This window comes from Providencia sp. Me31A (assembly GCF_050487165.1).
Classification (GTDB): Bacteria; Pseudomonadota; Gammaproteobacteria; order Enterobacterales; family Enterobacteriaceae; genus Providencia.
On sequence record NZ_JBKQGZ010000015.1, the window covers coordinates 70,904 to 91,209 of the forward strand.

Annotated in this window: 17 protein-coding genes; 10 read left to right on the forward strand and 7 right to left on the reverse strand. The window is 39.6% G+C overall.

Features of this window, described 5'->3' with window-relative positions; genetic code table 11:
- Position 1: 1 nt before the first annotated feature.
- From yidD to rpmH, 3 genes are read right to left on the reverse strand one after another with little or no spacing between them, the layout of a single operon-like run.
- Positions 2–262, reverse strand: coding sequence for a membrane protein insertion efficiency factor YidD (gene yidD / locus ACLPIE_RS13705; RefSeq protein ID WP_036959180.1), 261 nt, complete (start codon positions 260–262; stop codon positions 2–4).
- Positions 226–585, reverse strand: a complete 360-nt coding sequence (gene rnpA, locus ACLPIE_RS13710) for a ribonuclease P protein component (RefSeq protein ID WP_004906229.1) — start codon at positions 583–585, stop codon at positions 226–228. Before rnpA ends, yidD begins: the two co-directional genes overlap by 37 nt.
- A 21-nt stretch (positions 586–606) precedes the next feature.
- On the reverse strand, positions 607–750 hold the full coding sequence (gene rpmH, locus ACLPIE_RS13715) for a 50S ribosomal protein L34 (RefSeq protein ID WP_004906236.1): 144 nt from the start codon (positions 748–750) through the stop codon (positions 607–609).
- Between the two features lie 771 nt (positions 751–1,521).
- On the opposite strand from rpmH, the gene dnaA reads away from it, so the two are divergent.
- The 7 genes from dnaA (at position 1,522) to ACLPIE_RS13750 (ending at position 13,072) form a co-directional block, all read left to right on the forward strand.
- Positions 1,522–2,913 (forward strand): chromosomal replication initiator protein DnaA, encoded by a 1,392-nt coding sequence (gene dnaA, locus ACLPIE_RS13720; RefSeq protein WP_430262357.1) that lies wholly within the window; start codon positions 1,522–1,524, stop codon positions 2,911–2,913.
- A 5-nt stretch (positions 2,914–2,918) separates the two neighbouring features.
- The gene (gene dnaN / locus ACLPIE_RS13725; RefSeq protein ID WP_430262358.1) at positions 2,919–4,019 is read left to right on the forward strand and encodes a DNA polymerase III subunit beta; all 1,101 of its coding nucleotides are present in this window, start codon (positions 2,919–2,921) and stop codon (positions 4,017–4,019) included.
- 9 nt (positions 4,020–4,028) lie between these two features.
- Entirely contained in the window at positions 4,029–5,123 is a 1,095-nt protein-coding gene (gene recF, locus ACLPIE_RS13730; RefSeq protein WP_430262359.1) for a DNA replication/repair protein RecF, read from the forward strand.
- An 18-nt stretch (positions 5,124–5,141) separates the two neighbouring features.
- Entirely contained in the window at positions 5,142–7,556 is a 2,415-nt protein-coding gene (gene gyrB / locus ACLPIE_RS13735; protein WP_430262360.1) for a DNA topoisomerase (ATP-hydrolyzing) subunit B, read from the forward strand.
- Positions 7,557–7,943: 387 nt separating this feature from the next.
- On the forward strand, positions 7,944–10,850 hold the full coding sequence (locus ACLPIE_RS13740) for an autotransporter domain-containing protein (protein WP_430262361.1): 2,907 nt from the start codon (positions 7,944–7,946) through the stop codon (positions 10,848–10,850).
- A 219-nt stretch (positions 10,851–11,069) separates the two neighbouring features.
- Complete coding sequence (locus ACLPIE_RS13745) at positions 11,070–12,656, forward strand: phosphoethanolamine transferase (RefSeq protein ID WP_430262362.1); 1,587 nt, start codon at positions 11,070–11,072, stop codon at positions 12,654–12,656.
- Positions 12,657–12,724: 68 nt separating this feature from the next.
- Positions 12,725–13,072, forward strand: coding sequence for a DUF1622 domain-containing protein (locus tag ACLPIE_RS13750; RefSeq protein ID WP_430262363.1), 348 nt, complete (start codon positions 12,725–12,727; stop codon positions 13,070–13,072).
- A 67-nt stretch (positions 13,073–13,139) separates the two neighbouring features.
- Here ACLPIE_RS13750 and asd read toward each other — a convergent pair whose 3' ends face one another.
- The 4 genes from asd to ACLPIE_RS13770 form a co-directional block, all read right to left on the reverse strand.
- A complete protein-coding gene (gene asd / locus ACLPIE_RS13755; protein ID WP_430262364.1) occupies positions 13,140–14,246 on the reverse strand; it encodes an aspartate-semialdehyde dehydrogenase in 1,107 nt (368 codons plus the stop codon).
- 341 nt (positions 14,247–14,587) lie between these two features.
- A complete protein-coding gene (gene ykgO, locus ACLPIE_RS13760; protein WP_430262365.1) occupies positions 14,588–14,728 on the reverse strand; it encodes a type B 50S ribosomal protein L36 in 141 nt (46 codons plus the stop codon).
- Between the two features lie 2 nt (positions 14,729–14,730).
- Positions 14,731–14,991 carry a type B 50S ribosomal protein L31 gene (locus tag ACLPIE_RS13765; protein WP_430262366.1) on the reverse strand — a complete coding sequence of 87 codons (261 nt, stop codon included), beginning with the start codon at positions 14,989–14,991 and terminating at the stop codon, positions 14,731–14,733.
- A 162-nt stretch (positions 14,992–15,153) separates the two neighbouring features.
- On the reverse strand, positions 15,154–15,777 hold the full coding sequence (locus ACLPIE_RS13770; RefSeq protein ID WP_430262367.1) for a YagU family protein: 624 nt from the start codon (positions 15,775–15,777) through the stop codon (positions 15,154–15,156).
- A 268-nt stretch (positions 15,778–16,045) separates the two neighbouring features.
- Here ACLPIE_RS13770 and nagK point away from each other — a divergent pair, with 268 nt between their 5' ends.
- The 3 genes from nagK (at position 16,046) to ACLPIE_RS13785 (ending at position 20,272) form a co-directional block, all read left to right on the forward strand.
- Complete coding sequence (gene nagK / locus ACLPIE_RS13775; RefSeq protein WP_430262407.1) at positions 16,046–16,957, forward strand: N-acetylglucosamine kinase; 912 nt, start codon at positions 16,046–16,048, stop codon at positions 16,955–16,957.
- A 399-nt stretch (positions 16,958–17,356) separates the two neighbouring features.
- Positions 17,357–17,995: a ubiquinone biosynthesis protein UbiH gene (locus tag ACLPIE_RS13780; protein WP_430262368.1), complete on the forward strand. Its 639-nt coding sequence runs from the start codon at positions 17,357–17,359 to the stop codon at positions 17,993–17,995.
- 75 nt (positions 17,996–18,070) lie between these two features.
- Positions 18,071–20,272, forward strand: coding sequence for a flotillin family protein (locus ACLPIE_RS13785; protein ID WP_430262369.1), 2,202 nt, complete (start codon positions 18,071–18,073; stop codon positions 20,270–20,272).
- The last annotated feature ends 34 nt before the right edge of the window (positions 20,273–20,306 follow it).

Consider the following 20,306-nt stretch of genomic DNA (forward strand, 5'->3'; position numbering starts at 1 on the left):
GTTATAATTCTCTATTATCATCAGTTTTTCTGGGTGGGACAGGATCATCTCCACCAGCGTGTAAAGGGTGGCATTTTAATACGCGTTTCGCCGTTAACCAACTCCCTTTTAACATACCAAACCTGCGCAATGCCTCAATTCCGTAATTTGAACAAGTAGGATTGAAGCGACAACGAGGCCCTAACAACGGGCTAATCGCCAGTTGGTAGCCTCTGATCAGCATGATCAGGATTTTTGAGCCAAGCGACGGTGACGACGCCATAACTTATCCAATGCTTCCGTGATCTGTTGATTGTCGAGATTGGCAACCCCTTTCCTTACCAATACCACAAAGTCCATTGAAGGCAACTCGTGTTGATGCAGACGAAAGTATTCACGCGCTAATCGTTTAATCCGATTTCGCTCATGAGCTCGTTTAACATTTTTTTTGGCGATGGTAAGACCGATGCGGGGATGCCCCAGCTCGTTTAGGCGACCAAGGATTGTTATCTCTGGGGAACTCGCCCTCTGCGGCTGCTTAAAGACATTATCGAAATGCCTGGGAGTTAACAAACGTAACTCCCGGGTAAAAGCGAGCGTAACCACTGGAATAGAGGGCTAGCTTTATTACTTAGATGAAACGGTCAGACGAGCGCGGCCTTTAGCACGACGGCGAGCCAGAACCTGACGACCATTTTTAGTGGCCATACGAGCACGGAAACCGTGTGAACGGTTGCGCTTCAGTACGGACGGTTGAAAAGTGCGTTTCATAACGATTTCTACCTAACTTTAAAATTTATTACTGATTCAGTAAACGCGTTGGCAACCAGTGAAAACTGATTTACACCTGTGCCTCTATCGCAACAATATAGAAAGAGGCAGGATTGTAATAAAACATAGGGGGTCACGTCAATGAAATGACGCAATCAAACCACTTTTATTTATAGCCTGGCTGACCGGTTTGCCGACATATGTTGTGACAGCTCACTAATGATTTTATCTTCATACTCGCTGACAACCTGCTTTTTGCCCCTATTCTTTTTAACCTCAGCTTAAGTGCAGCGTTAAAATAGAGCAGAGTAACTCAACAAGTTTACCTCAGTTTTGTGTAAAAATCACATCAGTACTGTACACAGGGAGGAAGATTATACGGACTCCACCCCAAAGCGCAAGGATCTTCAAGAGATCTAAAAATATTTTTTGATCATGCGGAATGTTTTTGATAAATCGTCTAAAGTTATCCCCAGCATGTGGAAAAATAAAGTCAAATTAAGACAGCCCAGTCAACTTCTTCTTTATATAAGGTGCCTTATCACATATACCTGTGGATAAAAAGCATAAAAACTGTGTAAAAGAATGGAGATCTCTGGCTAATTTTGCGGTATGATCGCAGGTCTATTCTGATCCACGGATCGGCAATAGGCAGTGAGTAAAAGTTAATCTAAAATTTCTTTGGTTCTTTTTTCGAAAAATGATCCCGAGAAAATTCTTTGTTTGAATCCGTACATCTTGTTCCATTGACCTTGTTTAGGGGAGTCCAACGTGTCACTTTCGCTTTGGCAGCAATGTCTTGCCCGATTGCAGGATGAACTACCTGCCACAGAATTCAGTATGTGGATACGCCCCCTTCAGGCTGAATTAAACGATAATACACTGGCTCTTTATGCCCCGAATCGTTTCGTTCTTGACTGGGTTAGAGATAAATACATTAATAATATCAATGAATTATTAAATGATTTTTGTGGAGCTGACGCACCTGCACTACACTTTGAAGTAGGCAATAAACCAATGGCAGTCGCACCAGCAGCTACACAAGCACGTACGACTCATGAAGTACCTGCGTTTGCCATTCCGTCAGCCCCTGTAAAACCGAGTTGGGATAATTCAGCCAAAGTACAACCCGATGTCGCTTACCGTTCTAATGTGAACCCTAAGCACACTTTTGATAACTTTGTTGAAGGTAAATCGAACCAATTGGCTCGCGCCGCTGCGAGGCAAGTGGCAGAGAATCCAGGTGGGGCCTATAACCCTCTCTTCCTTTATGGTGGAACAGGTTTAGGTAAAACTCACTTACTACATGCTGTAGGCAACAGTATTATGCAGCATAAAGCCAACGCACGCGTGGTTTATATGCATTCTGAACGTTTTGTTCAAGATATGGTCAAAGCACTGCAGAACAATGCAATTGAAGAGTTCAAACGCTACTACCGTTCTGTTGATGCTTTACTCATTGATGATATTCAGTTTTTTGCCAACAAAGAGCGCTCACAAGAGGAATTTTTTCATACCTTTAATGCGCTACTTGAAGGTAATCAGCAAATTATTTTAACCTCCGACCGTTACCCAAAAGAGATTAACGGAGTGGAAGATCGCTTGAAATCACGTTTTGGCTGGGGTTTAACAGTCGCAATCGAGCCACCAGAATTAGAAACTCGCGTTGCAATCTTAATGAAAAAAGCGGATGAAAATGAAATCCAACTTCCCGGCGAAGTGGCCTTTTTCATCGCGAAGCGCCTACGTTCTAATGTTCGTGAATTAGAAGGGGCACTAAATCGTGTAATTGCCAATGCAAACTTTACTGGCCGTGCAATTACTATTGATTTTGTCAGAGAAGCATTGCGTGACCTATTAGCACTACAAGAAAAACTGGTAACTATTGATAATATTCAAAAAACTGTTGCTGAATATTATAAAATTAAGGTGGCGGATTTACTGTCCAAACGTCGTTCTCGCTCTGTCGCTCGTCCGCGCCAGATGGCAATGGCATTGGCAAAAGAACTGACTAACCATAGTTTACCTGAAATCGGGGATGCCTTTGGCGGTCGTGACCATACCACGGTATTGCACGCTTGTCGTAAAATTGAACAATTACGAGAAGAAAGCCATGACATCAAAGAAGATTTTTCTAATTTAATCAGAACATTATCATCTTAATTGCTATGAAATTTACTATAGAACGCGAGCAGTTATTAAAACCGTTACAACAGGTTAGTGGTCCTTTAGGTGGGCGTCCAACTCTACCTATTTTAGGTAACCTTTTATTACAGGTAAAAGAAGGAACCCTCCAACTCACTGGAACCGACCTTGAAATGGAGATGATGGCCAATGTTCCTCTGACGCAAGAACATGAAATTGGCGCAACGACGGTTCCTGCACGTAAATTTTTTGATATTTGGCGTGGCTTACCTGACGGTTCTGAAATTCAAGTAGAACTAAATGATGATAGGCTCCTCGTCCGTTCTGGTCGTAGTCGCTTTTCATTATCGACATTACCGGCCGCTGACTTTCCAAATTTGGATGATTGGCAAAGCGAAGTTGAGTTTTCTCTTCCTCAATCAATACTGAAACGTTTAATTGAAGCAACCCAGTTCTCAATGGCGCATCAAGATGTCCGTTATTACCTCAACGGAATGCTATTCGAAACAGAAGATCAAATGCTCAGAACCGTTTCCACTGACGGGCACAGACTTGCAGTTTGCGCGATGGATATTGGCCAGTCTCTCCCTTCCCATTCAGTGATAGTTCCCCGCAAAGGAGTGATTGAGCTGATGCGTTTGCTCGATGGAGGCGATACGCCATTACAATTGCAAATCGGCAGCAATAACATTCGAGCTCACGTTGGGGACTTTATTTTTACCTCGAAACTAGTGGATGGTCGTTTTCCTGACTACCGCCGCGTGTTACCCAAAAATCCAGACAAAACATTAGAAGCACGCTGTGACTTATTAAAACAGGCCTTCTCCCGCGCTGCGATTTTATCCAATGAAAAGTTCCGTGGCGTACGTTTATATTTTAGCGAAAACCAATTACGCATCACCGCCAATAACCCAGAGCAAGAAGAAGCAGAAGAAATTGTTGATGTGAATTACCAAGGTACTGAGATGGAAATAGGCTTTAACGTTAGCTACATCTTAGATGTCTTGAACGCACTAAAAAGTGAAAATGTGCAACTATTACTAACGGATGCAGTTTCCAGCGTGCAAATTGAAGACTCTGAAAGCAAAGCGGCTGTCTATGTCGTCATGCCAATGCGTTTGTAATCAGTATTTATGATCCTTTCGCGTTTATTGATTCGTGATTTTCGAAATATTGAAAATGCGGATCTCTCCCTTGCTAATGGGTTCAATTTCTTAATTGGCCCCAATGGGAGCGGCAAAACTAGCATATTAGAAGCGATATACACATTAGGTCATGGCCGTGCTTTTCGCAGCATTCAAGCGAACCGCGTTATCCGTCATGAACAAGAACAATTTATTCTTCATGGCAAACTGAGCCATTTAGATGAAGCACGAAATGACCTTTCATTAGGTTTAAGCAAAAACCGCGATGGTGATAGTAAAGTTAGGATAGACGGTACTGATGGCCATAAAATTGCTGAGCTTGCAAAATTATTGCCGATGCAATTAATTACCCCTGAAGGTTTCACCTTACTTAATGGTGGCCCAAAATATCGGCGTGCCTTTATTGACTGGGGTTGTTTTCACAGTGATCCATTGTTTTTTTCAGTGTGGTCAGATTTAAAACGGTTATTAAAACAGCGAAATGCTGCTTTACGGCAAGTCACCCGTTATGACCAAATTCGTCACTGGGATAAACAGCTAGCGCCACTTTCAGAGCAAATAAGCCAATGGCGTCATGATTATATTAGTGGTATTGCTGAAAATATAGAGCAAACTTGCCAACAATTTTTACCCGAATTTTCACTTTCTGTATCCTTTCAACGTGGATGGGATAAAGACATTGATTATTCAGAACAATTAGAGCGCCAATTTGAGCGCGATAGAGCACTAACCTATACCGCCTCAGGGCCACATAAAGCGGATTTGCGTATTCGTGCAAATGGAACACCAGTTGAAGATATGCTTTCACGGGGTCAATTAAAGCTACTTATGTGTGCATTAAGGTTAGCGCAGGGTGAGTTTTTCACCCGTCAGAACGGGCAACAATGCCTGTATCTGCTGGATGATTTTGCCTCCGAGCTGGATGCGAGTCGCCGTCAACTGTTGGCAGCTCGTCTCAAAGCGACGCAAGCACAAGTATTTGTCAGTGCCATTACACCTGAACAAGTTAATGATATGATAGATGCAAATAGCAAGATGTTTAGCGTAGAACATGGCAAAATAGAAGTTCAACCTCAGGAATAGAAAGAGCAGGAAACATTGATGTCGAATACATATGACTCCTCAAGTATCAAGGTATTAAAAGGACTGGATGCGGTGCGCAAGCGCCCGGGCATGTATATCGGTGATACAGACGATGGAACAGGTCTTCATCACATGGTTTTCGAGGTTGTCGACAACGCCATCGACGAAGCCCTCGCAGGCTTCTGTGACGATATTGTTATCACTATCCATGCCGATAACTCTATCTCCGTACAGGATGATGGACGAGGCATTCCAACGGGTATCCATGAAGAAGAAGGTGTCTCTGCCGCAGAAGTTATCATGACGGTTCTGCACGCAGGGGGTAAATTTGATGACAACTCCTATAAAGTCTCCGGTGGTTTGCACGGTGTTGGTGTCTCTGTTGTCAACGCCTTATCCGAAAAATTAGAATTAGTCATCCGCCGCGATGGAAAAGTCCACGAACAAATTTACAGACACGGTGAGCCACAAGGGCCTCTCAATGTGGTCGGTGAAACAGACCAAACAGGAACACGTGTTCGCTTTTGGCCAAGCATGGACACCTTTAAAGGCGTTACTGAATTCGAATATGATATTTTAGCGAAGCGTTTACGTGAATTATCATTCTTGAACTCAGGCGTTTCTATCAGACTCATTGATAAACGTGATGGAAAAGAAGATCACTTCCATTATGAAGGCGGTATCAAAGCCTTTGTTGAGTATTTAAGCCGTAACAAAACCCCTATCCACCCTTCCGTATTCTATTTCTCAACAGAAAAAGATGGTATTGGTGTTGAAGTTTCAATGCAGTGGAACGATGGGTTCCAAGAAAACGTATACTGCTTTACCAATAATATTCCTCAGCGTGATGGGGGTACCCACCTCGCTGGTTTCCGTGCAGCAATGACGCGTACATTGAATAACTACATGGAAAAAGAAGGCTACCAGAAGAAAAGCAAAGTCAACGCAACGGGTGACGATGCGCGTGAAGGCCTGATTGCAGTTATTTCAGTTAAAGTTCCCGATCCTAAATTCTCATCACAGACCAAAGAAAAATTGGTATCTTCCGAAGTGAAAACTGCGGTAGAAACAATGATGAACGAAAAACTCGTTGAATATTTACTGGAAAACCCGAACGATGCAAAAATCGTTGTGGGCAAAATCATTGATGCTGCACGTGCCCGTGAAGCGGCTCGTAAAGCTCGGGAAATGACACGCCGTAAAGGCGCATTAGATTTAGCAGGCCTACCCGGTAAGCTCGCTGATTGCCAAGAGCGCGACCCTGCATTATCTGAATTATACCTTGTGGAAGGGGACTCTGCGGGCGGCTCTGCAAAACAAGGCCGTAACCGTAAGAATCAAGCAATTTTGCCACTGAAAGGTAAAATTCTAAACGTGGAAAAAGCGCGTTTTGATAAAATGCTATCTTCACAAGAAGTTGCAACCCTGATCACCGCATTAGGCTGTGGTATTGGTCGCGATGAATATAACCCAGACAAACTGCGTTATCACAGCATCATTATCATGACGGATGCGGACGTCGACGGTTCGCACATTCGTACGCTATTATTAACCTTCTTCTACCGTCAAATGCCGGAAATCGTTGAACGTGGTCATATCTTCATCGCTCAGCCACCACTGTATAAAGTGAAACGTGGCAAACAAGAGCAATATATCAAAGATGATGATGCGATGGACGATTATCTGATTTCAATCGCTCTTGATGGCGCAGAGCTGCATTTAAGCGCAGAAGCACCCGCTATGAAAGGCGAGGAATTAGAAAAGCTGGTCGTCGAGTATAACGCCGCACACCGTATCATTCGTCGCCTTGAGCGCCTTTATCCACAAGCACTATTAAATAGCTTGGTATATCAGTCAACTTTAACCGAAGATGACTTAAAAACCGGCGAAAAAGTAGATGAATGGGCAAAAACTCTTGTTAAGCGCTTAGAAGACAACGAACAATTCGGTAGCACTTATAGTTACACCATTAACGAAAACCGTGAACGTCAATTATTCGAGCCGACTATTCGTATTCGCACCCATGGTGTTGATACTGACTATAACCTTGATTTTGACTTTGTACATGGTAGTGAATACCGCCGTATTACACATTTAGGTGATTTAATCAGTGGGCTGATCGAAGAAGGCGCATACATTCAACGTGGTGAGCGTCGTCAAGATATCAGTAACTTCGAAGAGGCTCTGGCTTGGTTAACTCGAGAATCTCGTCGTGGACTGTATGTACAGCGTTATAAAGGCCTTGGTGAAATGAACCCAGAACAACTTTGGGAGACGACTATGAACCCCGAAACTCGCCGTATGATGCGTGTTACAGTTAAAGACGCGATTGCAACCGACTTATTATTCACCACATTAATGGGTGATGCCGTTGAACCTCGCCGTGCATTTATTGAAGAGAATGCATTAAAAGCTGCAAATATTGATATTTAATTATCATATTCACTGTATCTATCAAACCCCATACACGAAAATGTATGGGGTTTTTTATTTAATTAAATATAGTACTAAGATTAAACTCACCATATTTAATCACTAGATTAAAACTAATAAACTTAGTCTTATTTTCATCTACACTCTTTCATTAATAAACAACTAACCTTTTAATAAATAAATAAAAACATAAAACAAAACATATCAATTAGTTACAAAACAAAAAAGCATTGTAAAATAATATAACTAATAAAAATATCGCTAAATCCATATTAAAAAAAAAGAAAATAATACTGTCATTTGTATTTTTTTGATCATAAAAAGATTGGGTTCTAAAAATAGAATATAGCTGATTTAAAATTAACTAGATAGGCCTATAGGAATATAATGAAAAACCCATTTAATTCAGTATCCATTATATTAGTATCTATATTTTATATTAATCCTTCATTTGCATTAAAAGGATATGAAGATGCAGAAAAACAAATTATAGATAAAAGGAATGATTGGCTTCAAGGCCTTAAAAATGAAGCAATTACACCACCACCACTTGAAAACTCAGTAGCAGCAAACAAAGATCGGGTTATTTATAACGAAAAAACGAAAATAACAGGGGAAAGAAAAACGCTTGCTGAAGCCGATAGAAATCAAAAATATGATTACTTATCAAATAGCTTTAGCAATCTCATTTTTGGCAAAAATAAATATAACATTGATTTAACCACGAATAGGCCCTTCAAAAAACTCCAGTCCTTATATAACCAAGGGCATTACGCTAAAACTACTCAGAAGCAACCTGAAAGGGCGATGGAATTTATTTTAAAAGACCATTTCCTGAGGGGCCGTCCAAAACAAGTTCTCAATAGCAATGGGGAATACCTTCCTGATTATACAAAAATAACAGGGTCATCTTATCCAAGTGGGCATACGTGGAATGCATTTAAACAGGCCGCAACCTTATCAATGATGTTCCCTGAAAAGATAAAAGAAATCTATGATCGAGCCTCAGAGTACGGTGAAAGTCGTATTATCGTTGGCGCTCATTTTCCAACCGATATTATCGCCTCTCGCGCAGGGAATTATTATTTGCTGGCTCAACACTTAGCCGATGACGAAATAGCCAAATCTTTTGCAACATTAGCTAAAGATGCACGTTCTGTCTTACCCATTCAATGTAAACACAAACCGCAATTGTGTTTTGCTTCATCGAAAAATGGCAATGCGAATTTATCAGATAATAGCCATACTGTACCGGAGTTATCACCCGATAAACTACCTAAGCTAGCCAGTAATTTGCTACGACTGCGTTTCCCTTACCTTAATGAAGAACAAAGGCTGAGTATTTTATCCAGTACCGCCTACCCCAGTGATTCTCTTTCGGGTTGGAATATAAAAAGCAATGATCCAAATACCTATTGGGGGGTGATAAATTTACCTGAAGCTTTTGATGGACCAACTTATTTTTATAACGATTTTATTGTTAACCATAACAAAAACGAATACAGCCTAGCGAGTTATTCAACTAGCGATGAATGGAAAAAAAATATTCATGGTCCTGGGCAATTAATCAAAAATGGTCCAGGCTCACTAAGTCTATCCGGTAACAACCGCTTTGCGGGGCTACAACTGAACCAAGGCACTCTGACTCTTTTAGGTGAAAATACTTACACAAAAAAATCTTCTGTCAATGGTGGCAAACTAACCATTGATGGAAGCTTGAATTCCCCCCTAGATATACATAAAGGACAGGTTATCAATAATGGAAAAATGCAGAATGTGACTATTCATAACGATGGATTATTAATAGGGACAGGAAAGCTTCGTAACTTAACCGTTAAGGCAGGTGGTACGATATCCCCCGGAAAAAATAAAGCGGCAACAATCGAAATTGCTGACTCTGTCACTTTTGAGCCTAATAGTCTGTATCCTGTTGAAATCACTGAAAATGGCGACAATGACAGGCTAAATAGCCAAGGATTAGCCGTGTTAAATGGTGGGACTGTTAATGTCACATTTCAAGGTAGTAAAAATGCACTCACTGCGGAACAACTTGTCCAATTATTGGATAAAAAATATACCATACTGAGTGCCAAAAAAGGTGTAAAAGGGCAGTTTGATACAGTATTACCGGGCTATACCTTTGTCAGGTCTCAACTCATTTACTCACCCAATGATGTTACCTTGAACTTTTCACGTAGTGACATTGCCTTTGCTTCTTTTGCCGAAACAAAAAACCAAAAAGTAGTCGCAGAAATACTTGATGAGTTACCTCAAAACCATGTTTTATATAAAAGCCTAATTTTGTCTGATGAAAACAACATTAAAGTCGCAATACATGAATTATCCAAACCCATTCATGCTCATGTGCTATCAAATCAAATAAATAGCACGCTCCAAATTAGAACAAAGCTACTGGAACATATTCGCAACTCCGAATCGTTAAACCAAACAAAAGGACGTTACGAAAATAAAGGAGATTTATGGGTTAGTACGTTATATCAGCAAGAAAATATACCAAATGATGATAACACCTCAGGCTATCATGCATCCGCCAATGGGATCTTCCTAGGTGCAAGCCAACGTTTTTATCATGATACCATTACAGCCGGTCTTGCCATTGGTGTTACCCAAGGTTCTCTATCCAGCGAAGATAATACTAATAAGAATATCAACTACCACATTGCGGCCTATGGTGGGGCACAAATAAAACCCATTGTTCTTCGTGGTGGCTTAGAATATAACCGAGGAGCTATCGACACAAAAAGGCCTGTGAACTACCAAATGTACGCTGATAGTAACACGTCTACTTATGACATAAATACAAGCCAAGCCTTTATTGAAATGGCCTACCCTATGGCCACCTCCATTGTAAATATTGAGCCCTTTACTAACTTTGCCTATATCAATACACGTAATAGGGCGATTAATGAAAATGGGGGTAAAACGGCACTTAGTGCAGATGAACAAAGCACTGTCACATTACTCTCTATGCTGGGGCTGCGTCTTGATAATAATTGGGCTCTAAATAAGCGCTATAAACTGGGCTTATACGGAGAGTTAGGTTGGCAACATCAATATGGTGACTTAATTCGTGAAATTAAATTAAAATTTCCACAAACTGGGTATGAGTTTATTTCGCAAGGTGTATCTGCTTCTCGAGACAACATTACCGCCAAAATTGGAGCTAACATTGATATAAACAATGAATACAAATTATTTATTGATTACAGTAAATTAAAATCTAATCATTTTGATAATGATAATATTAATGCCAAGCTTTCTGTCACTTTTTAATATTATCACTTAGCTTCCTCTAATAATTAAACTCATAATTGCTGGAGGAAGCTTTATGACTAAACCTAACATGCTTTTACAGTTTTTTACGTCACTATTTTGATTACCTTACATTTTTTTATGTTATAACCCCTTAATGCTATACGTTAATAAAATTTATTCATGGAAATGACTATTGATTCACCCAACAAGGTAAGGTTCTTTACGTAAAAAAGAATAATGATGATTCGTCAACTCGCTATCTTTGTTTGTTTTTTTATAATCTCAACTATCCCTACATTATTTACTTATAATATGGGGGCCATTAGCAATATAGCCATAATAATTTCTGGTACATTGATTATGGTGTTATGCGCCAGTATTTATAGGTTATTACTAGGCAAAATATTCACTGTTTTTATTGCAGGGCTCTGGGCACTTAATCTGTCAGTATCTTTTTTCTTCTACCAAAAACACGATACCCACTTTTCTTCCTCCATTGCGGAAACCTTTATTAATACTAATGGTAGTGAAACGATAGGCATGCTTTCTTATAATATCGGCTATGTGTTTTTCTATCTTATCGCCTTTATTTTCTATTTAGTTAGTATCCTCAAGTGCGCTAAGTATCTATCCTCTCGGATTATTTTTCTAAATTTACTCTTACTTGGTGGGTATTTAATTTCGGTTCCAATTTATTATTCATCACTACTCAATAAACCTGACAGTCACCTGCTAATGGGAGAAAAATACCTACAATATACCCCGTTTTATAATTCCGCAGCACTCCTGAAAAACTTGTATGAGAATCGTGAAATACAAAAAATATCATCGCAAGTTGTACCGTTTAACTATGAAAAAACAAATAGCCAACAACAAATTTATGTTTTAGTTATCGGTGAATCTTTGCGACGAGATCATATGAGCCTCTATGGTTATCGCCATGACACAACACCTGAGCTTAAACGCCATCAGTCACAAATGCTGGTTTTCACACACGCTTATTCTCCTGCTCCAGTCACCATATTGTCAGTACCTATCTCCTTGGCAAATATCCAATTTGACCAAATGCATAATAAAAAACATTATGCCGATAATATTATTTCTCTCGCTAATCATGCAGGATTCAAAACATATTGGTTAAGTAACCAAGGAAAAACGAATAAAAAAACTAGCGTTATTTCAGCTATCGCAAGTATGGCTCAACACAAAAAATGGAATGAATTTGTAGGTTATGACAATGAATTAATTGATGATTTTAATGATGCAGTCGATGATAAAACAACACAAAAAAAACTGATTGTCTTACATACCTACGGCAGCCATGAGCCTTCTTGTAACCGCTTTCCAGAAAAACAATTCAAAACATTCAGTGGGCAGGAAGACGATGATTGCTATGACAGCTCTATTGCTTATACCGATGCATTTATTGAAAAAATACGACAAAAAATTTCCGAAAAGCCAGCCACACTAATGTTCTTTGCAGACCATGCACTACAGCGCATTGGTGAAAACAACGATATCCACTATCACCATGGCGTAAATAAACCTCGAAAAGAAGCTTATGAAATCCCACTACTAATTTGGTATAGCAAAAACAGCAACAAACCAAATTTAAGTACGAAAAATTTACAAGCGCCTTATTCAACTGCGAATAATTATTGGCTAATCAGTGATTGGCTTGGTATACAACAACACTCACCACGGGCTTGTTTGTCTCCTTTACAAGAATGTTATCTGCCAAATAAAAATATACAGGTAATTGATGGTAACAGAAACATACTATCTATTAATCAGTTACTATCTGAAGCAATAGAACCACAATAAAACTCGATATTTTGCGAGTCTTTGCCCATAGTTAACAGAAGTAAATTATTCCTAATATCGAGGTTTTAATGTTTGATTTAGCCTTTTTACGTGAACTCTTAGTTTCTAGCGTTCATGTACTTCAGTTACTATTAGAAGCTATTTCAGTCATCTGCGTGGTTATTGGTTTAGTCAACACCCTAATTGTTTGGATAAAAACTCGGAAAGCACGCACAGCTCGCTATTGTTTTGGTGACTGGTTAGCAACTGCATTAGAGTTCCAATTAGCTGCTGATATTTTAGCAACAACCGTCGACCCTGATTTAGATAGCCTCATAAAATTAGGTATCATTGCCGTGATCCGAACTTTCTTGAACTACTTCTTGGCAAAAGAGTTAGAACACCAGCCAGCGCAGAATAAACCAACTCGGCATTAATTCTAGAAAAAAACCTGCACACTGTATTGTGCAGGTTTATATAAAATGGCTAATTACCGCTTAGAAACTATAGTAAGATCCGCAACATGCGACGAAGAGGCTCTGCCGCTCCCCATAACAATTGGTCGCCGACGGTAAATGCAGATAGGTACTCGGGGCCCATATTCAATTTACGTAAACGTCCAACTGGTGTGCTTAATGTACCCGTCACAGCAGCTGGTGTTAGTTCACGCATCGTAATTTCTCGGTCATTTGGTACCACTTTCACCCAATCATTATGAGACGCAAGTAGCTGCTCTACCTCTTTTAATGGAATATCTTTTTTCAGTTTTAAGGTGAAAGCTTGGCTATGGCAACGAAGTGCCCCAACCCGAACGCATAATCCATCAACTGGGATAATATTATTTCCCGTTGCTAGAATTTTGTTGGTTTCTGCTTGGCCTTTCCACTCTTCACGGCTTTGGCCATTTTCTAATGCTTTATCAATCCACGGGATCAGGCTACCCGCTAATGGTACTCCAAAAGCATCGGTAGGCATTGTGCCGCTACGAGTAAAGTCAGTAACTTTTTTCTCAATATCAAGGATAGCAGATGCTGGGTCTTGTAACTCTTTAGCAACTTGAGTGTGCAAAGACCCCATTTGAGCTAAAAGCTCACGCATATTACGAGCACCAGCCCCTGAAGCAGCTTGGTAAGTAGCAACAGACGCCCACTCAACTAAATCATTCGTAAATAAACCACCTAAGGACATGAGCATCAGGCTTACTGTACAGTTGCCGCCAACAAAGGTCTTAATTCCTTTATTCAAGCCATCTTGGATATGTTGGCTATTAACTGGATCAAGAATAATGATCGCATCATCTTTCATACGCAATGAAGAAGCAGCATCAATCCAATATCCTTCCCAACCCGACTCACGTAATTTAGGATAAACTTCGTGAGTATAATCCCCCCCCTGACAACTAATAATAATATCCAATGCTTTCAATGCATCGATATCAAAAGCATCTTGTAAAACGCTACGATGGCCACCATAAACTGGCGCTTCTGCACCATGTTGTGAGGTGGTAAAAAACACAGGATGGATCGCATCAAAATCGCGTTCTTCAACCATTCTCTGCATCAATACTGAGCCAACCATTCCTCGCCAGCCAACAAATCCTACACTTTTCATTTTAATTCACCCTGTTTGTTTAAACTTTTACCAAGAAATTTCCAGTTCCGACTCCACAAAGTGAATACCGTCATTTTTATCATTCATTCTGTATTCACTGAAATTGAAGCTAGAAATTTTTCGCATGTATTAAACCTGACAAAATATGCACCTATGTGCAAGTGAATTTCATCACTAATAGCAAGAAGATTAGTAATCAGACTAATAATCGAAGAAATGTACTGAGATATTTTTCCAAATTGTAAACTCGTCTTTCGCAATTCATTCCTAAAAAAGAGGGATGTATGAAGTATATCCATACATCCCAACTCTATAAAAACACAGGAAAGTAAAGTGTAGATTTAACGTTTTTTCTTACAACCTTGCACCGCTTTAAAGCGAGGATTCGTTTTACATATCACATAAACACGACCGCGACGGTGAACTACTTGACAATCGGGATGACGTGTTTTTGCCATTTTTAATGAACTCAAGACTTTCATCTTTACTTATCCTCTGCTTTCAAGAAACGACCAAAGCGCTTTTGGAACTGAGCCGTTTTACCTTCTTGAGAAATTAACTTCTGCTTACCAGTATAAAATGGGTGCGACTGTGAAGACACATCAAGAGTTACATAAGGGAAAACCTCCCCTTCATATTCAATCGTTTTTTCCGTTTTTATAGTCGAGCCAACTTTAAAATAAGCATCAGCACTTGTGTCATGAAAAACTACAGTACGGTATTGTGGGTGTATTCTTTGTTTCATAATAGCCACCAAAATGTAATGTTATAATATAACAATACATCATTAAAAATAATGGTGCAATTATTTTATTGAAAGGTATTTAAGCCTAAAAAATGAAGATAGGAACATATTTTCACACCAGAAATGCGAAATATAGCTCCTATCCATATGATTAATAAATATTTATCTATAGTATTGTGAAAGTGGAACTTCTGGGTCTGGCTCATGAGTAATCCGATTTCTTAAATCTCTACGGATAATTTCAATAGACCAAAACCAAATTAAATGGCCAAAGATTTCGGAGACATTCTCATACCAAGGTAAATCTAAAAGTGGCGGAGTTAATCCCATTAAAGGGAATGAAATCATATGAACAAATAACTGCGCTAATGCGCCAGCTAGCAAGCCTTGCCATAATTTAATTTTTGGAAATATTTCTGCAACAATACAATACCCAATAGCAAAAACGATAGAAAATATGATGTGGGTGACGCCAACCCAGTTAAAAACATGGCCTGCAAAAGTATAAACAACAGAGTTAGGATCAGCTATTCCTAGCCAATCCCTTAAAAAAATATAAGGTGGATTAAGAAAATTACGTGAACAATCAACTTGCTCAGCAACTCTGATCAGTGTTTCTGGTGAACACGCTGCATTAAACATGTCTGTAGGGCTTCTTGGCGGTAACGGTACTTCTGCCCCCCACTTCACAAATGCCGAAACAATCCCGCTGATAATCCCGATAAAAAAAGCAACACCATAACGGCGTCGTTGTTTTTCAGTTATATAAAAAAAACCTCTAGCCATAAACCACCTATATTTGACTTAAGTAAATTGAGGTTTATTTATTATCCTTTTAGGTTTATTGGTAAATGATATAAATCAAAGAATTAATATTCATTGAAAAATTATTATTCTCAATATCCATTTATTTTTGTATAAAAAATAAATTCGAAAACAATAATTTATCCTTTGGTGATATTTTGTATAATTAGATAATACAGTACCATCATTTATTATTTATCAAATAGATATGTAATTTCTTTGGTGAGTAAACCATTAGGGGAAAATGAAAATGTATTACGGCTTTGACATGGGTGGGACGAAAATTGAGCTTGCCGTCTTTGACAATGAGTTAAATCAAGTCTGGCAAAAACGCGTTCCTACCCCTAAAAATGACTATCAAGCACTGTTAAACGCTTTTTTGTTACTCACACAAGAAGCTGATAAAAAATTTAACAGCGAAGGAAAAATCGGTGTTGGAGTACCAGGCATTGTTAACCATGCTAAAGGTACCGTCTTTACAACCAATGTCCCTGCCGCACAGTACAAACCCTTAATTCATGATCTTGCTAATATCTTACAACGCCCAGTAAAAGTCGAAAATGACGCAAACTGCTTTGCTTTATCAGAGGCTTGGGCTCCTGAATTTAAACGTTACCCAACCGTTCTTGGTTTAATTTTAGGGACTGGTGTTGGCGGTGGCTTTATTATCAATGGCAAAGTATTATCTGGTAAAAATGGGATAGCGGGTGAAATTGGCCATATGAATCTTAGCGTACGTGGAGCCAAACTATTTGGTGATACCGTACCTGAAATTGTTTGTGGCTGTGGACAAACCGCCTGCTTCGAAACCTATCTTTCAGGCCCTGGTTTTGAGCGCATTTACTCATCATTTACAGGCCAAAAACGCTCTGCTATCGAAATTATCGAGTTATACAAGCAACGAGAGCCCGAAGCAATACAACATGTTGACCGCTACATGTCGTTATTAGCTATGTTTATGGGACAGGTAGTGACGGTATTTGACCCTGATTTAGTCGTTATTGGTGGTGGACTGTCACAATTTGACGATATCTACCAATACTTGCCCGAAATTTTACCACAATATCTTTATGGTATAGCGACAATGCCAGCTATTGAAAAAGCGCGCTATGGCGATTCTGGTGGTGCTCGTGGTGCAGCCTGTTTGAATTTAATAGACTAATGTGGCTTTTTATTACGCCTCATCCTAATTCTATAAGATGAGGCATGATTTATCACTTCTTCCATATCAATTTCCCTCATTTTATTCTCAAAAAAATCATTTTATAATTGATAACATTTATCATCTTCTTGTCTATTAGTGCTAAAATTATCACCAATCAATGACATCTCATTATGGATAATATTTTAAGAATAACTCTACAACATAATACTGGATATAAACACAGACCTATAAGAAACTATAAAATAACGATGTATTCTAGACGGCTTCTAGACTAGTCCGATACTGCAATGTATTAAAATATATATTATGACGCTATCTCATTTATAGTGGTCAATTAAACAAACTATCCCTACTTTCATATAGTAGGTAACACATTAAAAATAAAGAGAAAATATTATGAGTTTGTTTTTCCATAACAGTTTAATGTTTCCAACGATTCTTTTTAGCGGCTTGCTAATTATTGTTTTATTTTACTGGTTATGTGCTGCTTTTGGTTTATTAGACATTGATTTGCTCAATATCGATACTGAATTAGATACTGGTATTGATGCAACTGGCTTTGCTGGATGGTTAACTAAGTTAGGGTTAGCAGGTATCCCTGTTACTATTATACTCACTCTATTCACACTTTTTGGGTGGGTAATTAGCTATTTCTGCGTGTATGGATTCATTCGCTATATTGACTCAAATTTATTACGCTTCCTTGTTGGCTTCGCAGTGCTTGCCATCACATTATTTATCTCTCTTCATTTAACCGCTCTTTGTTTAAAGCCTGTACGTAAAAAATTGATTAGCCTAAATAAACCTAAAACAGTACACCAATTGATAGGGAAGTATGCCACTGTACGTTCAGGTACGGTCAATGAACAAAATGGTGAAGCCATATTAGAAGATGGTGGTGCGGGGTTAATTTTACAAATACGCGCCCCATCAAGTGAAAATTTAAAACGAGGCGATCGTGTCGTCATAATAAGCTATGACGCTGCATCTCACAGTTACCAAGTCGTGACCGAAAATGAATTTCGTCATGGCTAACTCATTTTACAGAAAATAATACCTTGCTTGCATAAATTGAAATGACGACATCGTCAGAACCTATGGAGAAGAAATATGGACTTGGCTGCTTTAATGCCCTTTTTAACTATTATCGGGGGGATCATCCTAGTTATTTTAGGGTTCTTTGGATTATTCAAAGCCTTCTATATCAAAGTTCCTCAAGGTACTGCTTTGATTGTTAACGATATGTCGTCACAACCTAAAGTGCATTTTACTGGGGCATTAGTATACCCAGTTATCTATAAAAAAGAATTTATGCGCATTTCATTGCTGACATTGGAAGTTGACCGCCGAGGTAAAGATGGACTTATATGTCATGATAACTTGCGTGCTGATATCACTGTAGCATTCTATTTACGCGTCAATGAAACCACAGAAGATGTACTGAAAGTGGCTAAAGCTATCGGCGTTGATCGTGCATCAGATCACCAAGCAGTCAGTGCATTGTTTAGCGCGAAGTTTTCTGAAGCACTGAAAACCGTTGGTAAACAACTTGATTTAGCAACGTTATTTGAAAATAGACAAGATTTCCGTGACCGTATCGTCGATGTCATCGGTAAAGACCTCAACGGATATGCCCTCGAGGATGTAGCAATTGACTATTTAGAGCAAACACCGAAGTCTGCTTTAGACCCAAACAATATCTTTGACTCTGAAGGTATTCGTAAAATTACTGAAATTACGGCAATTCATAATGTTGAAACTAACCAAAGAGAACGCGACCAAGAGCTCGCTATCCAAAAGAAAAATGTGGAAACCCGAGAAGCAAGCTTAGCATTAGAGCGCCAACAAGCCGATGCTGAAGCACGCCAAAAACGTGAAATTGATAATATTCGCTCACGTGAGCAAGCGGAAACTTTAAGAGTCCAAGAAGAAGAACGTCTAAAATCAGAACAAGCACGCATTCAAACTCAGCAAGAAATAGAAATTCGTGAAGAAAACCGCATGCGTGAGGTAGAAGTTGCTCAACAAAACCGTACTCGTGCCGTTGCTATTGAAGAGGAACGTGTTAGCCGTGCTCGTGAGCTTGAAATTGTTGCTCGTGAGCGCGAAGTTGAACTTCAACGTATCGAAAAAGAAAAAGCCCTTGAAGAAGAACGCAAAAATATTTCTAACGTGATCCGCGAGCGTGTAGCTGTTGAGAAAACTGTTGCACAAGAAGAAGAACGTATCAAAGAAGTACGAGAAGTGTCAGAAGCAGAACGTATGCGCCAAGTGACTATTATAAACGCACAAGCTGAAGCTGAAGAATCCTTAGTCCGCCAAGTGAAGAAAGCCGAAGCTGACGAGGCAAGTGCTAAACATCGTGCAGAAGAAATCAGCACAATGGCACAAGCTGAATTAGAAGCATCAGCCAAACAAGCTGAAGCTAAGAAACGCTTAGCGGAAGGTATTGAAGCAGAGCATGCTGCATTAGGCTTAGCAGAGGCCCGTGTTCGCCAAGCTACAGCGGAAGCCGAAGAAAAAGAAGGTTTAGTCCTTGCCAATATTACTGCTGAAAAACTGTTAGCCGAGGCCCGTGGGTTAAAAGAAAAAGGATTAACAGAAGCGCAAGTAATGGAAGCTAAAGCCAAAGCAGAGCAACAGCAAGGGTTTGCCGAGGCGAAAATTCTTGAAGAGAAACTCGCGGCTCAAGCTCGCGGTGAAGAACAACAAGCTAATGCAAAAGAAAAATTAGGCTTAGCAGATGCCAAAGTACTCGAAGAAAAACTGGCAGCCCAAGCTCGTGGTGAAGGCCAACTTGGCTCAGCTCAAGCTGAAGTTATTCGCCAGCGCTTAAAAGCTGAAGCCGATGGTTTAACTGATAAATTTAAATCAATGGATCACCTCAGCGACACAGCTCGTTCCCATGAAGAATTCCGTATGCGTCTTGAGAAAGAATTTGAGCAAGCAATGGCATCCATTGACGCCAATAAAGAAATTGCCCGTGAGCAAGCTGATGTGCTGGCTGCTGCACTTAGTAAAACCAATATTGAAATTGTGGGTGGTGATGGCAGCTTCTTCAATACGTTCTCCAAAGCCCTTAGTTTAGGAAAAGCGGTGGATGGTTTTATGGATAAAAGCAGTTTCGCAAAAGAGAATGTAGAGAAACTGATTAACCGCAGCAAGGAAGACAAAAAAATTGATATTGCCGCTTTATTGAAAAACCCTGAAGTACAGGATTTGATTAATGGTTTCATGGCAGCAAAAGGAGCAGGTCAACTGGCAAAAACCGTTACTGCAAAACCTATTCAGCCAAACGATGATCAACTTTAAGCCGTCTACGTTTTAGGGGTAAAACTTACCCCTA

What these genes read in the sequence shown, in the direction of transcription:
- asd (WP_430262364.1), bottom strand. Translation starts at nt 14,246, where the DNA reads ATGAAAAGTGTAGGATTTGTTGGCTGGCGAGGAATGGTTGGCTCAGTA.
- nagK (WP_430262407.1), top strand. Translation starts at nt 16,046, where the DNA reads ATGTATTACGGCTTTGACATGGGTGGGACGAAAATTGAGCTTGCCGTC.
- rpmH (WP_004906236.1), bottom strand. Translation starts at nt 750, where the DNA reads ATGAAACGCACTTTTCAACCGTCCGTACTGAAGCGCAACCGTTCACAC.
- dnaN (WP_430262358.1), top strand. Translation starts at nt 2,919, where the DNA reads ATGAAATTTACTATAGAACGCGAGCAGTTATTAAAACCGTTACAACAG.
- yidD (WP_036959180.1), bottom strand. Translation starts at nt 262, where the DNA reads ATGGCGTCGTCACCGTCGCTTGGCTCAAAAATCCTGATCATGCTGATC.
- ACLPIE_RS13750 (WP_430262363.1), top strand. Translation starts at nt 12,725, where the DNA reads ATGTTTGATTTAGCCTTTTTACGTGAACTCTTAGTTTCTAGCGTTCAT.
- ACLPIE_RS13785 (WP_430262369.1), top strand. Translation starts at nt 18,071, where the DNA reads ATGGACTTGGCTGCTTTAATGCCCTTTTTAACTATTATCGGGGGGATC.
- recF (WP_430262359.1), top strand. Translation starts at nt 4,029, where the DNA reads ATGATCCTTTCGCGTTTATTGATTCGTGATTTTCGAAATATTGAAAAT.
- ACLPIE_RS13745 (WP_430262362.1), top strand. Translation starts at nt 11,070, where the DNA reads ATGATGATTCGTCAACTCGCTATCTTTGTTTGTTTTTTTATAATCTCA.
- ACLPIE_RS13780 (WP_430262368.1), top strand. Translation starts at nt 17,357, where the DNA reads ATGAGTTTGTTTTTCCATAACAGTTTAATGTTTCCAACGATTCTTTTT.
- ACLPIE_RS13740 (WP_430262361.1), top strand. Translation starts at nt 7,944, where the DNA reads ATGAAAAACCCATTTAATTCAGTATCCATTATATTAGTATCTATATTT.
- ykgO (WP_430262365.1), bottom strand. Translation starts at nt 14,728, where the DNA reads ATGAAAGTCTTGAGTTCATTAAAAATGGCAAAAACACGTCATCCCGAT.
- gyrB (WP_430262360.1), top strand. Translation starts at nt 5,142, where the DNA reads ATGTCGAATACATATGACTCCTCAAGTATCAAGGTATTAAAAGGACTG.
- ACLPIE_RS13765 (WP_430262366.1), bottom strand. Translation starts at nt 14,991, where the DNA reads ATGAAACAAAGAATACACCCACAATACCGTACTGTAGTTTTTCATGAC.
- ACLPIE_RS13770 (WP_430262367.1), bottom strand. Translation starts at nt 15,777, where the DNA reads ATGGCTAGAGGTTTTTTTTATATAACTGAAAAACAACGACGCCGTTAT.